The sequence below is a fragment of the Streptomyces sp. NPDC003635 genome (genome assembly GCF_053587635.1).
In genome coordinates this window covers 1-15,494 of sequence record NZ_JBSFOK010000059.1, presented here as the reverse complement: position 1 = coordinate 15,494, position 15,494 = coordinate 1, and the positions used below count along the sequence as shown (strand labels likewise).

Genomic DNA, 15,494 nt, shown 5'->3' with positions numbered 1-15,494 from the left:
ACGAAACGTAGTCAGGAGTCCGTCATGAGCGAAGAGCTCCAGCCGTCCGCCGACGACGGGCAGGAGGCGCTCGACGAGGTACGGGCGAGTGACGCCGACGCGTGGGCGACGGCGTGCGCCGAGGATCTCGCCGCGGAGCAGGCCCGCCGCCGGGCCGAGTACGGCCCGCAGCCCGGCTCGGCCGCCGAGGAACTGCGCAAACTCGTCGAGGCGGTCAGCGACAAGTTGTCCTCGCTCAACGCCCCGCTGCTCGGCGCGGTCGCCGGACCCGCCGCCCAGCAGGTGGTCAAGCAGGTCGTGGAGCAGGCCAAGGCCGCCGTCGAGCCCGTCATCGAGCGCAACCCGGACGTCTTCGACCACCTCGCGGCGGCCGGGAACGAGCTCCTGGCCGCCTACCGCTCCGCCGTGCAGGCCCAGGAGCGCCGCTGGACCGCCCCCCGCGACCCCGACGGGGACGAGGGTGCCGGTCCGGGGGAACGCATCGACTTGGATTAAAGCCCCCTCGGGTACGGTTGGCCGTAGCGGGGCTCGACCGAAACTGAGGGATTCATGGGACTCACCATCGGCGTCGACATCGGCGGCACGAAGATCGCGGCCGGCGTGGTCGACGAGGAAGGCAACATCCTCTCGACCCACAAGGTGCCGACCCCGGGTACGCCCGAGGGCATCGTGGACGCCATCGCCTCCGCCGTGGAAGGGGCACGCGCCGGACACGAGATCGTCGGCGTGGGCATCGGTGCCGCCGGTTACGTCAACCGCCAGCGCTCGACGGTCTACTTCGCGCCGAACATCGACTGGCGCCAGGAGCCGCTGAAGGAGGCGGTCGAGGGCCGCGTGGGTCTCCCGGTCGTCGTGGAGAACGACGCCAACGCCGCGGCCTGGGGCGAGTACAAGTTCGGCGCCGGCAAGGGCCATCGCAACGTCATCTGCATCACGCTCGGCACCGGCCTCGGCGGCGGCATCATCATCGGCAACAAGCTGCGCCGCGGGCACTTCGGCGTGGCCGCCGAGTTCGGCCACATCCGGATGGTCCCGGACGGTCTGCTGTGCGGCTGCGGCTCGCAGGGATGCTGGGAGCAGTACGCGTCGGGGCGGGCGCTCGTGCGGTACGCCAAGCAGCGGGCCAACGCCACCCCCGAGAACGCCGAGGTGCTGCTCGGTCTCGGTGACGGCACCCCCGACGGCATCGAGGGCAAGCACATCTCCATGGCCGCCCGGCAGGGCGACCCGGTCGCCGTCGACTCCTACCGGGAGCTCGCCCGCTGGGCCGGCGCGGGTCTCGCCGACCTCGCCTCGCTCTTCGACCCGTCCGCCTTCATCGTCGGCGGCGGTCTGTCGGACGAGGGCGAGCTGGTCCTCGACCCGATCCGCAAGTCCTACAAGCGCTGGCTGGTGGGCGGCAACTGGCGCCCGGTCGCCGACGTGATCGCCGCCCGGCTGGGCAACAAGGCGGGCCTGGTGGGCGCGGCCGACCTGGCGCGGGAACCCGACCCGATCATGTAATCGACGCAGTGTGCCCAGCCAGGGGCGCGGGGAACCGCGCGACCAGCCACGACGAGACCGGCAGTCGCGCACGACCCTCGCGCCCCTGGCTTTTGGGCGTACATTGATCGCCATGTCCGACGGTTCAGCCCTCGTCCGAGTCCTGAGCTACAACATCCGCTCGATGCGCGACGACACGGCGGCACTCGCCCGCGTCATCCGCGCCTGCGACCCCGACCTCGTCCTCGTCCAGGAAGCGCCCCGCTTCTTCCGCTGGCGCAAGAAACTCGCCCGCCTGGCCCGGGCGTCGGATCTCGTGATCCTCAGCGGCGGAGCCACGGCCGCGGGCCCCGCCGTCCTGTGCGACCTCCGCGCCACCGTCGAGCGCACCGAGGACGTCCTGCTCCCCCTCACTCCCGGCCTCCACCGCCGAGGCTTCGCGACGGCGGTCGTACGCTTCGGGGCCGCCCGCGTGGGGGTCCTGAGCTGCCATCTCAGCCTCGACAAGCAGGAGCGGTACGAGCAGGGCGGCATGCTTCTGGACCGGCTCGCCGGGATGGGCGTGGAGCACGCCGTGGCGGGCGGTGACCTGAACGAGGGCCCGGCCGGGCGCACCTTCGCCCTGCTGGCCGACACGCTCCAGGACTGCTGGGCCACCGCCCCGGAGGGCGGCGAGCACACCTGGACGCGGTCCGAGCCCCACAGCCGTATCGACGCGATCTTCGCCACCAAGGGCATCGAGGTCCTCAGCTGCGGAGTCCCGCTGGACCGGCCCGGCGTCACCGAGGACGACCTGAGGGCGGCCACGGACCATCTCCCGGTCCTGGCCACCCTCAGAATCCCCGCGCCCTAGCGGGTGGTCACGTGGGTCAGACGACCGCGCCGCGTCCCGGGTCGTCGTCCTCGTCGTCCGTGCGCATCCGCATCACCAGCGTGGCGAAGCCGCCGAGGAAGCCGCCGATGCCCAGCGTCGTCAGCCACCAGGTCATGTCCCAGCTCAGCACGACCGCCAGCAACAGCAGTATCGGACCGCCCACGACGGCCAGCCAGGCGAACTTCGCGGTGGTGTCGGCAGCGGGCAGCGGCGGCGGCTCCGGCGGTACGAAGTGACCCTCGTCGTCCTCGTCGAAGTCCTCCTCCGCCGGCTCCGGCGCGGTGTAGTCACGCGGACCGACGCCGGGCGCGAAGGTGACCGAGCCGCCCAGCGGCTTGGCCGGCTGCTTCTCCTCCGGCTCGTCGTCGTTGGTCTCGGCCTCCAGCAGCGCCAGGTCCTCCACGGACTTGAACGGCTTGGCGCCCGGCGGGTCCGGCGGCTCGTCGCCGTACCCGGCGACGATGGCCGCCCAGGCGGCGTCCTCGTCGAAACGGGCGCCCTGGTCGTCCGGCTCGCGATCCTCGCGGTCGGAGTCGTGCTCAGCCACCTACGGCCGTCCCTTCCTTGCCGAGACCGGATGCGAGCCGACTCATGAAAGCGTGGCTCTCCTGGAAGATCCGGTCCGCGTCATGGTCCAACGTCGCCACGTGGTAGCTCTGTTCCAGCACGATCTCCCGCACGTCGACCGACGAGACGCGGCTGAGCACGCGCGCCGAGTCGGCCGGCGGCACGACATGGTCCTGAAGGCTGTGCAGGAGCAGCAGGGGCTGCGTGACCTGCGGAAGCTCGCCGTCGACCTGCCGGAAGAAGTTCCGCAGCGAGTGCGCCGCGTGCAGGGGCACCCGGGTGTAGCCCAGCTCCTCGACGCCCTCCTTCGCGATGTCGCTGGTGATGCCCGCCGTCGTACGGACGAGGTGCCGGGCCACCGGCAGGGCGTGCGCGGCCAGGCCGTGCACCTTGTTGGCGGGGTTCACCACCACTACGCCGTCGATCGCGGCGCCGTGCTTCGCCGCCAGCCGGAGCGCCAGGGCGCCGCCCATGGACAGACCGGCCACGAAGACGTGGGTGGAGCGCTCCCGCAGTGCGCGCAGCTCGCGGTCCACCTCCGCGTACCAGTCCTGCCACCCGGTGAGCTGGAGGTCCTCCCAGCGGGTGCCGTGCCCGGGCAGCAGCGGCAGCGAGACGGTCAGACCGCGCTCGGCGAGATACTCCGCCCAGGGGCGCAGCGACTGCGGGGAACCGGTGAAGCCGTGGCAGAGGAGTACGGAGATCTCCCCGCCCTCATGGCGGTACGGCTCGGCTCCAGGAAGGACCGGCACCTTCGGTCTCCTGTTCATGAGGTCGGTTGCAGGTACTTCACCGTACGCGACCGCACTGACACCGACCAGGGTCGTCGGACTCTTTGGCGGCGCTCCGGGTTAAGGTCTGATCGACAGACACAGGAGGCACTCGGTTGTTGTACGGCGCGATGAAGGTATCCATCGGGGGGCCGCTGAAGCTCGCCTTCAGGCCCTGGGTGGAGGGCCTGGAGAACATTCCCGCCGAGGGCCCCGCGATCCTGGCGAGCAACCACCTCTCCTTCTCGGACTCGTTCTTCCTTCCAGCGGTCCTCGACCGGAAGGTCACGTTCATCGCGAAGGCGGAGTACTTCACGACCCCGGGCCTCAAGGGCAGGCTGACGGCCGCGTTCTTCAAGGGCGTCGGCCAGCTCCCCGTGGACCGCTCCGGCGCGCGCGGCGCGGGAGAGGCCGCGATCAAGAGCGGCATAGACGTCCTGGAGCGCGGTGAGCTGTTCGGGATCTACCCCGAGGGCACCCGCTCGCCCGACGGCCGGCTGTACCGCGGCAAGCCCGGCGGCCTCGCGCGCGTGGCGCTCGCCACCGGGGCGCCGGTCATCCCGGTCGCCATGATCGACACCGAGAAGATCCAGCCGCCGGGGAAGGTCGTGCCCAAGCTGATGCGTCCGGGCATCCGGATCGGCAAGCCGCTGGACTTCAGCCGCTACCAGGGCATGGAGCACGACCGCTTCGTCCTGCGCGCGGTGACCGACGAGGTCATGTACGAGATCATGCAGCTCTCCGGCCAGGAGTACGTCGACATCTACGCCACCGCCGCCAAGCGCCAGATCGCGGAGGCGGCGAAGGCCGAGAAGGAAGCGGAGAAGGCGGCCAAGGCCGCCCTCGCCAAGGCCGACCAGGATCAGGCGGACAAGGAGAAGTCCGAGTCCTAGACGCGGAGTTCCGGTTCGGGGGGTGGGGGAGTTGGCCAAGCGCGAGAGAGTCCTGAGGATGTCGGTCGAGCAGCCGCTGTGGCGTGCGCTGCGCGGATACCGGATCCTCACGCTGCTGTACGCGATCGGCCTGTTCGTCAGCGCGTACGACGAGTTCGCCCGCCCCTGGGCCGCCATCGGCTACTTCGCCGTACTGGCCGTGTGGACGTTCGCGACCCTGCCGAAGGTCGCGAACGCCGCGGCCTGCACCAAGCGTTTCCTCACCGCCGACCTGACCATCGCGCTGGTCGGCATCCTGGTGACCCGGTTCGCCGACTCGGCCGCGCACATCGACGCGGGCAGTCCCACGCTGCCCTCGATATGGACGGCCGGTTCGGTGCTGGCCTTCGCCATCAAGGGCGGCTGGCGCTGGGCGGCCTTCGCCTCCACCCTGGTCGCCGTCGCCAACCTGGTGCACCGCGGCTCCCCGACCCGAGACACCGTCCACGCGGTGATCCTCGTCTGGGTCGCCTCCATCGCCATCGGCTACGTCGTCGAGGTCGCCCGCGCCTCCGAGCGCACCCTCGCCCGCGCCCTGGAGATCGAGGCCGCGACCAGGGAACGCGAGCGGCTCGCCCGCGACATCCACGACAGCGTGCTCCAGGTGCTGGCCATGGTGCAGCGGCGCGGTGCCGTCATCGGCGGCGAGGCGGCCGAGCTGGGCCGGCTCGCGGGCGAGCAGGAAGTGGCGCTGCGCACGCTGGTCTCCGGCGGCCTGACCCCCGTGTCGCGGGTGTCGGAGGACGCGGCCGAGGGCGCACTCGTCCGGACCGTGGAGGAGGAAGAGGCGGACGAGGACGGGCCGCTGGACCTGCGCTCGCTGCTCGCCCCCTACGCCGGTTCCCGGGTCAGTCTCGCCGAGCCGGGCGCGCCCGTGGTGCTGCCGCGGGCCTCCGCGCGGGAGCTGGCCGCGGCCGTCGGGGCCGCCCTGGACAATGTGCGCAGACACGCGGGCGAGCAGGCACGCGCGTGGATTCTGGTGGAGGACGAGCCCGACGCGGTCATCGTCACCGTCCGGGACGACGGACCCGGCATCCCCGAGGGGCGGCTCGCGCAGGCCGAGGGCGAGGGGCGGCTCGGGGTCGCCCTGTCGATCCGGGGCCGGCTGCGCGACCTCGGGGGCAGCGCGGATCTGATCTCCGTGCCCGGACAGGGCACGGAAGTGGAACTGAAGGTACCGAAGCAGATGTCCCGGGGGACGCGATGAGCGAGCAGGACGGCCCGATCAAGGTCATGGTGGTCGACGACCACCCGATGTGGCGCGACGCCGTCGCCCGGGACCTCGCCGAGTCCGGGTTCGAGGTGGTCGCCACCGCGGGCGACGGCGAGCAGGCCGTGCGCCGCGCCAAGGCCGCCGCACCCGACGTCCTCGTCCTCGACCTGAACCTGCCCGCCAAGCCCGGCGTCCAGGTCTGCAAGGAACTCGTCGGCCACAACCCGGCCCTGCGTGTCCTCGTCCTGTCCGCCAGCGGCGAGCACGCCGACGTGCTGGAGGCCGTGAAGTCCGGCGCCACCGGCTACCTGCTGAAGTCCGCCTCCACGGAGGAACTCCTGGACGCGGTCCGCCGTACCGCCGTCGGCGACCCGGTGTTCACCCCGGGCCTCGCCGGGCTCGTCCTCGGCGAGTACCGCCGCCTCGCCTCCGAGCCCGCGCCCGCCGACCGGGACGCCGACCAGCCGGGCGCCCCGCAGCTCACCGAGCGGGAGACCGAGGTGCTGCGGCTGGTCGCCAAGGGCCTGAGCTACAAGCAGATAGCCGAGCGTCTGGTCATCTCCCACCGGACCGTGCAGAACCACGTCCAGAACACCCTCGGCAAGCTCCAACTGCACAATCGGGTGGAACTCGTTCGGTACGCCATCGAGCGCGGACTTGACGACGCGTAAACCAACCGCCCGACGTTTCACCGGAATTGCGGCTCCGACCCATCCCTGAGTGACCTGGATCACTATTAGCGTGGCCTCACCAGGCAACCGCGGCGAAGGGACATTTCCATGCGGGTCGGAGTACTGACCGGAGGCGGCGACTGCCCCGGGCTCAACGCCGTCATCCGGGCCGTCGTCCGCAAGGGCGTACAGGAGTACGGCTACGACTTCACCGGCTTCCGGGACGGCTGGCGCGGTCCGCTCGACGGCGACACCGTGCGGCTCGACATCCCCGCCGTGCGCGGCATCCTGCCCCGCGGCGGCACCATCCTCGGCTCCTCGCGCACCAACCCCCTCAAGCACGAGGACGGCATCCGCCGGATCAAGGAGAACCTCGCCAAGCAGGAGGTCGACGCGCTCATCACGATCGGCGGCGAGGACACCCTCGGGGTGGCCGCGCGGCTGTCGGACGAGTACGGCGTGCCCTGCGTGGGCGTCCCCAAGACCATCGACAACGACCTGTCCGCCACCGACTACACCTTCGGTTTCGACACCGCCGTCGGGATCGCGACCGAGGCCATCGACCGGCTGCACACCACCGCCGAGTCGCACATGCGTGTCCTCGTCGTCGAGGTGATGGGCCGTCACGCCGGCTGGATCGCCATCCACTCCGGGCTCGCGGGCGGCGCCAACGTCATCCTCATCCCCGAGCAGCGCTTCGACGTCGAGAAGGTGTGCGGGTGGGTGACCTCCCGCTTCAAGGCGTCGTACGCGCCCATCGTGGTCGTGGCCGAGGGCGCGATGCCCAAGGACGGCGACATGGTGCTCAAGGACGAGTCGCTGGACTCCTTCGGGCACGTCCGGCTCTCGGGCGTCGGCGAGTGGCTGGCCAAGGAGATCGAGAAGCGCACCGGCAAGGAAGCCCGCACCACCGTCCTCGGGCACGTCCAGCGTGGCGGCACCCCCAGCGCGTTCGACCGCTGGCTCGCCACCCGGTTCGGACTGCACGCCATCGAGGCCGTCCGCGACGGCGACTTCGGCAAGATGGTCGCCCTGCGCGGCACGGACATCGTCCGCGTCCCGATCGGGGAGGCGACGGCGAAGCTTAAGACCGTGGACCCGGAACTGTACGCGGAAGTCGGGGTCTTCTTCGGCTGACACCCGACCGGCACGCCCGGGTTATGGGCCGTATATTCGGCCCATAACCCACCAGAAGGAGGAGCCTCCTCGTGGAGATCCTGGCTTTCGGCGTGCAAGCGGACGAGAAACCCCTGATCGAGCAGGCCTTCCAGGGCCACCACGAGGTCCGCTGCCTCGACGTCTTCCTCAACGAGGACACCGCCCCCATCGCGGCCGGCTACGAGATCGTCTCCACCAGCGTCAACGCCGACCTCGGCGCGCGCGTCCTCACGGCCCTCGCCGCCGGCGGCACCCGGATGGTCGCCCAGCGCTCCACCGGCTTCAACAACATCGACCTCGACGTGGCGGAGCGGCTCGGCATGACGGTCGCCCGGGTCTCGTACTACTCGCCGTACTCCGTCGCCGAGTTCGCCTGGACCCTCGCCATGGCGGTCAACCGCCGTGTCGTGCGCGCCTCCATCCGCACCCGGGACTTCGACTTCCGGCTCCACGGACTGATGGGCCGTGACCTGCACGGCCGTACCGCGGGCGTCCTCGGCACCGGGAAGATCGGTGAGGCCTTCGCGCGGATCGCCCACGGCTTCGGCATGCGGCTGCTCGGCTGGGACATCGCCGAGAACCCCGCCTGCCTGGAACTCGGCATGCAGTACGTCCCCAAGGAACAGCTCCTCGCCGAGTCCGACCTGGTCAGTCTGCACGTCCCACTGGTGCCGGAGACCCACCGGCTGATCGACGCCGCCGCCCTGCGGGCGATGCGGGACGACGCGATCCTGGTGAACTCCAGCCGCGGTGCCCTGATCGACACCGCGGCCCTCGTCACCGAACTGCGCGCCGGCCGCTTCCTGGGCGTGGGGCTCGACGTGTACGAGGCGGAGGCGGGCCTGTTCTTCTTCGACAAGTCCCTGGAGGCGATCGAGGACGACACCCTGGCCCGTCTGGTCACCTTCCCGAACGTCCTGGTCACCTCGCACCAGGCGTACTACACCGTGGACGCCGTCGGCCAGATCGTCGACACCACGGTGAAGAACGTCCTCGACTACACGGCCGGCCGCCGCTCGGAGAACGTGCTGGTGCCGCGGAGCTGACCGACCAGGTCCCGGACGATCGCGGCGCCGTTCAGCGTCAGCACGGACTCGGGGTGGAACTGGACCCCGGCGAAGCCCGGGCCGCGCAGCGCGTGGACCTCGTGCGACGGGCCGCGGCTGACCTCGACGCCGTGCGCGGCCAGCTCCCCGGCCGCTTCGTCGTCGCAGCGGGCCACGAAGCTGTTGTAGAAGCCGACGGTCTCCGTCCGCCCGAACAGGTCCACCGCCGTCTGGGCGCCCTGGAACGGCACCTCCTTGCGCACGATCTCCAGGCCCAGCTCGGCCGCGATCAGCTCATGGCCGAGACAGACGCCGAGCACGCCGTGCCGGTTCTCGCGGATCACCTCGGCGGTGAGGCCGCGCAGGAAGCGCATCTTGGGGTCCTCGGTGTCGGAGGGGTCGCCCGGGCCGGGGCCGAGGACGACCGGACCCTCATGGGCGAGGACAGCCTGGCGCAGGCCGGGCTCGTCGTAGCGCCGGACGGTGACGTCCAGGCCGCTGGAGCGCAGCACGTGCGCGAGCATCGCGGTGAAGGTGTCCTCGCCGTCGACGACGAGCGCGTGCCCGCAGAGGTCCTCGGCCCGTTCCTGCATCCGCAGCCAGAAGGGGGCCAGGGAGGCCCGGCGCCCGTCGAGGGCGGCACGCACGCGTGGATCGTCGGACAGCCGCGGCCGTACGGCCTCGGCGGGTGCCCGCCGCGCGCGGACCCCCAGCGCCGCCAGTACGCCCGCCGCCTTGGCATGGGTCTCCTCGACCTCACTCGCCGGGTCCGAGCCACGGACCAGGGTCGCGCCGACCGGTACGCGCAGACGGCCGTCGGAGGAGATGTCGGCGGTGCGGATGAGGATGGGGGAGTCCAGGGTCTGTGCCCCGCCGGAGTCCCGGCCGAGCAGCGCGAGCGCCCCCGCGTAGTACCCGCGCCCGTCGACCTCGTGCCGCTCGATGACCCGGCAGGCGTTCTGTACCGGCGAGCCGGTCACGGTGGCCGCGAACATGGTCTCCCGCAGCACCTCCCGCGCGTCCAGCGAGGACTTGCCGCGCAACTCGTACTCGGTGTGCGCGAGATGGGCCATCTCCTTGAGCCGGGGCCCCACCACGACCCCGCCCATGTCCCCGACGGTGCACATCATCTTGAGCTCCTCGTCGACGACCATCGACAGCTCCTCGATCTCCTTGCCGTCGGCGAGGAAGTCGAGCAGGTGCTCGGGGGTGGGTCCCTCGGCGGGATAGCGGTACGTCCCGCTGATCGGGTTCATCACGACCGTGCCGCCGGACATCCGCACGTGCACTTCGGGGCTCGCCCCGACGAGGGTCCGCTTCCCGGTGTGCACGACGAAGGTCCAGTAGGCACCTCGTTCACCCTCCAGCAGCCGCCGGAACAGCGCGAGGGCGTCCAAGCGGGAGAAACCCGGGATCTCGCCCTCGTACGTCCGCCGGATCACGAAGTTCGCGCCCTCGCCGCGCCCGATCTCCTCCCGCAGCACGCGGCCGACGATCCCGGCGTACTCCTCGTCCCCGACGTCGAAGCCGCCGCCGCGTACCCGGACCTCGTGCGCGGGGAGCTGCTCCAGCGCCTGGGCGAGCGGGATGTCGTACCGCTCCTCGGGGACCAGCACCGTCAGCGGGGTGCCGTCGTCGCGGACGTCGAAGCCGCGCTCGCGGATCTGGCGGAAGGGGACGAGCGCGAGCCCCTCGTCGGGGAGGTCGGCGAGACGGTCGTGGTCGCGGACCGGGCCGAGGAACACCTCCACGGTGTTCTCGTCGCGCCCCGGGGTGCGGCGGCGCAGCAGGGCGAACGGGCGGGGATCGTCCAGCAAGCCGAGCAGGTTCATGATCCGTGCTCCTTCTCAGGGGGAGAGGAGCGCGCCGCCGGAAAACACCGAAGGCCGCCCCTCGGGCGGCCTTCGCGAAGTCTTGAGTACGCGCAGTCAGCGGGCCGCCGGAGAAGCGGTCCACCACCAGTTCTGGGTCGAGTGCGCGAACATGCCCCGAACCCTAGCGCATGAGAAGGAGATCGAGGGCGCGGTCGAGATAGCGGGTCAGCTCCTCGCCCGCCGGGAGCGTGGCCGGGACGGCGTGGCCGAGCTGGGCGTGACCCAGGTAGACCGTGTAGGCGAGCAGGCCGCGCCGTCGCGCCTCCGGGCCGCGGAAGCCCGCCTCCGCGAAGAGCTCGGCGACGTAGGCGACACGGCGTTCGGTGACGCGTTCGAGCGCCGCTCGCACCCGCGGGTCGTCGGCGGTGGCCAGCAGCGAGACCTCCAGCGGGTCCTCGACGGCCGACCGGATCGCCTCGCCGAACAGCAGCCGCAGCCGCCGCTCCGGGTCGGGCTCGGCCTCCAGCTCGGTGATGATCGCCTCGGTCTCGGTCTCGGCCCAGCGTTCGAGCGCGGCCTCGATCAGGGCGTCGCGGTTGGCGAAGTGCCAGTAGAAGCTGCCCTTGGTGGTGCCGAGGCGGACGGCGAGGGGCTCCACGGCGACGGCGGCGAGTCCGCCCTCGCTCATCGCGGCGAGCGCCGCGTCGGCCCAGTCGCTCGCGCTGAGCCGGGGCTTGCCGGTGGTCTTCCGGGGGCGTTGCACCATGACCGTACGGTACCGTACGGTTGACCATACGCCAGCGTATGGAGGTACGCGATGACTGCGATACGCAACATCCACGAGCGCGTGATCGAGGCCCCGGCGACTGCCGTCGGCGCCCTGCTGGACCGGCTCTCCGCCGCCGACGACCCGCTCTTCCCGGCGCCGGCCTGGAAACCGATGCTCTTCGACCGCCCGCTCGCCGTCGGGGCGACGGGCGGTCACGGCCCGGTCCGCTACGGCGTCTCGGCGTACGAGCCGGGCCGGCGCGTCCGCTTCGACTTCAGCCCGCCGGGCAACGGCTTCCACGAGATCTCCGTGGAACCGCTCGGCGACGACCGCTGCCGGATCCGGCACGTGCTGGAGCAGGACATGCGCGGCGCCGACCTGCTGGCCTGGGTGCTGGCCGTGAAGGTGCTGCACGGCGTGATCGTGGAGGAGCTCTTCGACAACGCCGAGCGGGCGACCGCCGGGTCCGTCGACCGGCCGGTGCGCTGGTCGCCGTTCGTGCGGCTGTACAACCGCCTCACCTGGCCGCGTGCCAGGGCGGCCGCCGCGCCCGAGGGTGCCGGGCTGATCCGCACCGCCGTCGAACAGCCCGCGTACACGGACACGTACGCGATCGAACTGCTCCCCGGCATGCCTCGCGACCCGGGGGCCTGGGCCGGCGTCCTCGGCTTCCCGGAGCTGACCCGCACCGAGGACGAGCTGCTGCAGAAAGTCCTGGCCGGCGGTTTGACCGCCCGCGCCTCGATCCACGTCGGCGCCCGCGAGGTCACCCTCAACACCGCCGTCCGCGCCGACAGCCCGGGCGCACGGCTCTACTGGGGCCTCGCACGCCCCTTCCACCCGTTCATGGCCCGGCGCGCGCTGCGCCGCGAACACCGTCGGCTGGCCCTCGCCGTGCCCCCGGCCGGCGAGCGTGCACGGAACGGACATCCTGTCTCAATGGGTGAGCGGGCGGCAGGGCTCCGGACATGACCCCGTAATGTTGACGTCGTGACCGTGAACGCTAAGACCAGCGCGAGCGCTGGCAACACCTGGCGAAACCTGCCCGCGGCGCAGCAGCCCGAGTACCCCGACACCGAGGCTCTGCGCGCAGTGATCGCGGACCTCGAGTCGTATCCGCCGCTCGTCTTCGCGGGCGAGTGCGACCAGCTGCGCGCCCGGATGGCGGCCGTCGCCAAGGGAGAGGCGTTCCTCCTCCAGGGCGGCGACTGCGCCGAGGCCTTCGACGCGGTGTCCGCCGACCAGATCCGCAACAAGCTCAAGACCCTGCTCCAGATGGGCGCCGTGCTGACGTACGCCGCCTCGGTGCCGGTCGTGAAGGTCGGCCGGATCGCCGGCCAGTACTCCAAGCCGCGCTCCAAGCCGACCGAGACCCGCGACGGCGTCACCCTGCCGACCTACCGCGGTGACTCCGTCAACGGCTTCGACTTCACCGAGGCCGCCCGCGTCCCGGACCCCGAGCGCCTGAAGCGGATGTACAACGCCTCCGCCTCCACGCTCAACCTGGTGCGCGCCTTCACCACCGGCGGCTACGCCGACCTGCGCCAGGTGCACGCCTGGAACCAGGACTTCGTGAAGTCGTCCCCGTCCGGCCAGCGCTACGAGCAGCTCGCCCGCGAGATCGACCAGGCGCTCAACTTCATGCACGCCTGCGGGGCCGACCCGGAGGAGTTCAAGACGGTCGAGTTCTACTCCTCGCACGAGGCGCTGCTGCTGGACTACGAGTCGGCGCTGACCCGCGTCGACTCGCGCACCGGCCAGCTGTACGACGTCTCGGCGCACATGGTGTGGATCGGTGAGCGCACCCGCCAGCTGGACCACGCGCACATCGAGTTCGCCTCGAGGATCCGCAACCCGATCGGCATCAAGCTCGGCCCGACGACGACGGCCGAGGAGGCGCTGCAGTACATCGAGCGCCTGGACCCGGACCGCGAGCCCGGCCGGCTGACCTTCATCGTCCGCATGGGCGCCGACAAGGTCCGGGACAAGCTTCCGGAGCTGATCGAGAAGGTCACCGCCTCCGGCGCCACCGTGGCCTGGGTGACCGACCCGATGCACGGAAACACCTTCGAGGCGGCCTCCGGCCACAAGACCCGCCGCTTCGACGACGTGCTCGACGAGGTCAAGGGCTTCTTCGAGGTCCACAAGTCGCTGGGCACCCACCCGGGCGGCATCCATGTCGAGCTCACCGGTGACGACGTCACCGAGTGCGTGGGCGGCGGCGACGAGATCTTCGTCGACGATCTGCACCAGCGCTACGAGACGGCCTGCGACCCCCGCCTGAACCGTAGCCAGTCGCTCGACCTGGCCTTCCTGGTCGCGGAGATGTACAGGGACCAGTAGCCGGGTCGGTTGTTACAGCACAGTGCTGTGGGGTGCGGATCACATACGATCCGCACCCCACAGCACTTTTCCGGCTCCTGTGAGACGGGTAAGGTTAGGTTAGCCTCACCGATCAAGGGGATGGCACATCGATCCCGCCGGGAGGTGAACCGCGTGTACGTCTGCAGTTGCTTCGGCATCACCGAGCAGCAGGTCAAGAAGCACGCGGAGGACGGTGCCTGCACTCCCCGCCAGATAGCCTCGGCCTGCAAGGCGGGCACGGACTGCGGTTCGTGTGTACGCCGTATCCAGGCGATCCTGGGCCGCGGCGCGTGCCCCCGCCGCGAGCTGGCCGACCAGGGCAAGCCGGTCCTCACCGATCTGGCGGACGCCGCCTAGGGCCTGCCCTAGCTCGGCTGCTCGATCTGCTGGGCCAGGTACAGCGCTTCGCCGAGCTTGTCGATGAGCTCCAGCTGGGTGTCCAGGTAGTCGATGTGGTGCTCCTCGTCCTCGAGGATCGACTCGAAGAGGTTCGCCGACGTGATGTCGCCCTTGTTGCGCATCACCTCGATCCCGCGCTTGAGGCGGTCGATCGCCTCCACCTCCACCTGCCGGTCCGCCTGGAACATCTCGGTGACGGTCTGGCCCACCCGGACATGGAAGAGCCGCTGGTAGTTGGGCAGCCCGTCCAGCATCAGGATGCGCTCGGTGATCTTGTCCGCGTGCTTCATCTCATCGATGGACTCTTCACGCGTGTACTTGGCGAGCTTGGTCCAGCCCTTGTTGTCCTGGATCCGGTAGTGCAGCCAGTACTGGTTGATCGCCGTCAGCTCGCCGGTGAGCTGCTCGTTCAGGAATTCGATGACCTCGGGGTCGCCCTGCATCGCAGAGGCTCCTTCCAAGTGAAGGGGGGAACTGGCAGGTTGCGCCGCATCCTTGCACCGGTCTCGAAGATCGTCCAGTAAGTCTTCACTTAGTAAGTAAGTGCATGCTTAGTTCTGTTTTAGCTGTTTTGACCGCTTCAAGGGACGGCTGGTCAAGGGCACTGCCTCAGGTCTGTCAGGATGGAGACATGGGTCAGCCGGTGGAGAGCGCATCTGGAGGAGCGGCACAGCCGGAGCTCCCGCCGGGGCAGCGCCTGCAGCGCGGCTGGCCGGTCACCCACTACGGGCCGGTTCCCAAGTTCCGCCCCGAGCGCTGGGAGTTCAGGGTCTTCGGCGCCACCGCCGACGGCGAGAAGCGCTGCTGGAACCACGAGGAGTTCGCGGCCCTGCCGTACGCCACCGTCGTGGCCGATCTGCACTGCGTCACCAAGTTCAGCATGCTCGGCGCCGAGTGGGGCGGGGTCCCCGCCCGGACCGTCCTGGAGCTCGCCCCGCCCGCTCCCTCCGTCACCCATGTGATGGTGTGGGCCGAGTACGGCTTCAGCTCGAACATGCGCCTCGCGGACTTCGCCGCCGAGCGCACCATCTTCGCCACCCACAAGGACGGCGAACTGCTCACCGCCGAGCACGGCTTCCCGCTGCGGCTCGTCGTGCCCCACCTCTACGCCTGGAAGGGGCCCAAGTGGGTCCGGGGCGTGGAGTACATGACCGCGGACCGGCGCGGCTTCTGGGAGGAGCGCGGGTACCACAACATCGGTGACCCGTGGCAGGAACAGCGGTACTCCTACCAGGAGGAGCCGGGAGACGGGCCCGAGCTGTAGCTAGTGCCGCGTCAGGCAACGTTGCCCGTCAAGGAGCGGCGTCCGGTGCGTGCTCTCGGCGTGCCGGGCGACGCGACGGGGCGATCGTTGCCCGGGTGAGGTCGAGTTGCTTCAGGACCGGCAGGGGCACGCACAGGACCGTGTGGTCCGCGGTGACCGTGCGGGTGGAGC

General features: G+C 70.7%; 18 protein-coding genes. 12 read left to right on the top strand and 6 right to left on the bottom strand.

Annotated elements, in window-relative coordinates:
• The first annotated feature begins 24 nt into the window (after positions 1 to 24).
• The 3 genes from ACWDRW_RS35525 to ACWDRW_RS35515 all read left to right on the top strand — a co-directional run bounded on the left by ACWDRW_RS35525 (position 25) and on the right by ACWDRW_RS35515 (position 2,335).
• On the top strand, positions 25 to 495 hold the full coding sequence (locus tag ACWDRW_RS35525; RefSeq protein WP_451731115.1) for a DUF5304 domain-containing protein: 471 nt from the start codon (positions 25 to 27) through the stop codon (positions 493 to 495).
• Positions 496 to 549: 54 nt separating this feature from the next.
• Positions 550 to 1,503, top strand: a complete 954-nt coding sequence (locus ACWDRW_RS35520; RefSeq protein ID WP_451731113.1) for an ROK family glucokinase — start codon at positions 550 to 552, stop codon at positions 1,501 to 1,503.
• Positions 1,504 to 1,615: 112 nt separating this feature from the next.
• Positions 1,616 to 2,335: an endonuclease/exonuclease/phosphatase family protein gene (locus ACWDRW_RS35515; RefSeq protein WP_451731111.1), complete on the top strand. Its 720-nt coding sequence runs from the start codon at positions 1,616 to 1,618 to the stop codon at positions 2,333 to 2,335.
• A gap of 16 nt (positions 2,336 to 2,351) precedes the next feature.
• On the opposite strand, the gene ACWDRW_RS35510 is transcribed toward ACWDRW_RS35515, so the two are convergent.
• Positions 2,352 to 2,903: a hypothetical protein gene (locus tag ACWDRW_RS35510; protein WP_451731108.1), complete on the bottom strand. Its 552-nt coding sequence runs from the start codon at positions 2,901 to 2,903 to the stop codon at positions 2,352 to 2,354.
• Positions 2,896 to 3,675: an alpha/beta hydrolase gene (locus ACWDRW_RS35505; protein WP_451731105.1), complete on the bottom strand. Its 780-nt coding sequence runs from the start codon at positions 3,673 to 3,675 to the stop codon at positions 2,896 to 2,898. Before ACWDRW_RS35505 ends, ACWDRW_RS35510 begins: the two co-directional genes overlap by 8 nt.
• Positions 3,676 to 3,824: 149 nt before the next feature.
• Here ACWDRW_RS35505 and ACWDRW_RS35500 point away from each other — a divergent pair, with 149 nt between their 5' ends.
• From ACWDRW_RS35500 to ACWDRW_RS35480, 5 genes are all read left to right on the top strand, one after another.
• Positions 3,825 to 4,586 (top strand): lysophospholipid acyltransferase family protein, encoded by a 762-nt coding sequence (locus ACWDRW_RS35500; protein WP_451731102.1) that lies wholly within the window; start codon positions 3,825 to 3,827, stop codon positions 4,584 to 4,586.
• A gap of 31 nt (positions 4,587 to 4,617) precedes the next feature.
• Positions 4,618 to 5,832, top strand: coding sequence for a MacS family sensor histidine kinase (gene macS, locus ACWDRW_RS35495; RefSeq protein WP_451731099.1), 1,215 nt, complete (start codon positions 4,618 to 4,620; stop codon positions 5,830 to 5,832).
• On the top strand, positions 5,829 to 6,509 hold the full coding sequence (locus ACWDRW_RS35490) for a response regulator (RefSeq protein ID WP_451731096.1): 681 nt from the start codon (positions 5,829 to 5,831) through the stop codon (positions 6,507 to 6,509). Before macS ends, ACWDRW_RS35490 begins: the two co-directional genes overlap by 4 nt.
• 108 nt (positions 6,510 to 6,617) lie before the next feature.
• The gene (locus tag ACWDRW_RS35485; RefSeq protein WP_451731093.1) at positions 6,618 to 7,646 is read left to right on the top strand and encodes a 6-phosphofructokinase; all 1,029 of its coding nucleotides are present in this window, start codon (positions 6,618 to 6,620) and stop codon (positions 7,644 to 7,646) included.
• A 71-nt stretch (positions 7,647 to 7,717) separates the two neighbouring features.
• Positions 7,718 to 8,713 carry a 2-hydroxyacid dehydrogenase gene (locus tag ACWDRW_RS35480; protein WP_451731091.1) on the top strand — a complete coding sequence of 332 codons (996 nt, stop codon included), beginning with the start codon at positions 7,718 to 7,720 and terminating at the stop codon, positions 8,711 to 8,713.
• Here ACWDRW_RS35480 and ACWDRW_RS35475 read toward each other — a convergent pair.
• From ACWDRW_RS35475 to ACWDRW_RS35465, 3 genes are all read right to left on the bottom strand, one after another.
• Positions 8,665 to 10,545: an anthranilate synthase family protein gene (locus ACWDRW_RS35475; protein ID WP_451731089.1), complete on the bottom strand. Its 1,881-nt coding sequence runs from the start codon at positions 10,543 to 10,545 to the stop codon at positions 8,665 to 8,667. The two genes, ACWDRW_RS35480 and ACWDRW_RS35475, sit on opposite strands and share 49 nt — an antisense overlap.
• Positions 10,546 to 10,641: 96 nt before the next feature.
• The gene (locus ACWDRW_RS35470) at positions 10,642 to 10,698 is read right to left on the bottom strand and encodes a trp operon leader peptide (RefSeq protein WP_451731190.1); all 57 of its coding nucleotides are present in this window, start codon (positions 10,696 to 10,698) and stop codon (positions 10,642 to 10,644) included.
• Positions 10,699 to 10,708: 10 nt separating this feature from the next.
• Entirely contained in the window at positions 10,709 to 11,293 is a 585-nt protein-coding gene (locus ACWDRW_RS35465; protein WP_451731086.1) for a TetR/AcrR family transcriptional regulator, read from the bottom strand.
• Between the two features lie 51 nt (positions 11,294 to 11,344).
• On the opposite strand from ACWDRW_RS35465, the gene ACWDRW_RS35460 reads away from it, so the two are divergent.
• The 3 genes from ACWDRW_RS35460 (at position 11,345) to ACWDRW_RS35450 (ending at position 14,017) form a co-directional block, all read left to right on the top strand.
• Complete coding sequence (locus ACWDRW_RS35460) at positions 11,345 to 12,268, top strand: DUF2867 domain-containing protein (protein WP_451731083.1); 924 nt, start codon at positions 11,345 to 11,347, stop codon at positions 12,266 to 12,268.
• 18 nt (positions 12,269 to 12,286) lie between these two features.
• Positions 12,287 to 13,639 carry a class II 3-deoxy-7-phosphoheptulonate synthase gene (locus ACWDRW_RS35455; protein ID WP_451731081.1) on the top strand — a complete coding sequence of 451 codons (1,353 nt, stop codon included), beginning with the start codon at positions 12,287 to 12,289 and terminating at the stop codon, positions 13,637 to 13,639.
• A 144-nt stretch (positions 13,640 to 13,783) separates the two neighbouring features.
• The gene (locus ACWDRW_RS35450; RefSeq protein ID WP_451731187.1) at positions 13,784 to 14,017 is read left to right on the top strand and encodes a (2Fe-2S)-binding protein; all 234 of its coding nucleotides are present in this window, start codon (positions 13,784 to 13,786) and stop codon (positions 14,015 to 14,017) included.
• Between the two features lie 8 nt (positions 14,018 to 14,025).
• Here the strand turns inward: ACWDRW_RS35450 and bfr are convergent, their stop codons facing one another.
• Complete coding sequence (gene bfr / locus ACWDRW_RS35445; protein ID WP_451731078.1) at positions 14,026 to 14,502, bottom strand: bacterioferritin; 477 nt, start codon at positions 14,500 to 14,502, stop codon at positions 14,026 to 14,028.
• A gap of 188 nt (positions 14,503 to 14,690) precedes the next feature.
• Between bfr and ACWDRW_RS35440 the strand changes: the two genes are divergently transcribed.
• Positions 14,691 to 15,323: a sulfite oxidase-like oxidoreductase gene (locus ACWDRW_RS35440; RefSeq protein ID WP_451731075.1), complete on the top strand. Its 633-nt coding sequence runs from the start codon at positions 14,691 to 14,693 to the stop codon at positions 15,321 to 15,323.
• Positions 15,324 to 15,494: the final 171 nt, after the last annotated feature.